Source organism: Staphylococcus caprae, assembly GCF_002902725.1.
GTDB lineage: Bacteria > Bacillota > Bacilli > Staphylococcales > Staphylococcaceae > Staphylococcus > Staphylococcus caprae.
Window position 1 is genome coordinate 1 of sequence record NZ_PPRT01000077.1, and the last position, 283, is coordinate 283.

The 283-nt window shown below is 43.1% G+C and carries 2 tRNA genes; both read right to left on the reverse strand.

Going from position 1 to position 283, the window contains the following annotated elements:
- Positions 1-97: 97 nt before the first annotated feature.
- Positions 98-173, reverse strand: a tRNA-Ala gene (locus CD155_RS11830).
- An 18-nt stretch (positions 174-191) separates the two neighbouring features.
- Positions 192-268 (reverse strand) — tRNA-Ile (locus tag CD155_RS11835).
- Positions 269-283 lie beyond the last annotated feature (15 nt).

Below are 283 nucleotides of genomic sequence, written 5' to 3' on the forward strand. Positions count from 1 at the left end.
TTTATGAATTCAAGCTTATTTAAAACTCTATTCACTCGGTTTTGCTTGGTAAAATCTAATTTACTTACTTATCTAGTTTTCAATGTACAATATATCATGGTGGAGACTAGCGGGATCGAACCGCTGACCTCCTGCGTGCAAAGCAGGCGCTCTCCCAGCTGAGCTAAGCCCCCGTATCAATATTAAATTAATGGTGGGCCTAAGTGGACTCGAACCACCGACCTCACGCTTATCAGGCGTGCGCTCTAACCAGCTGAGCTATAGGCCCATTATTAAAAAGAAT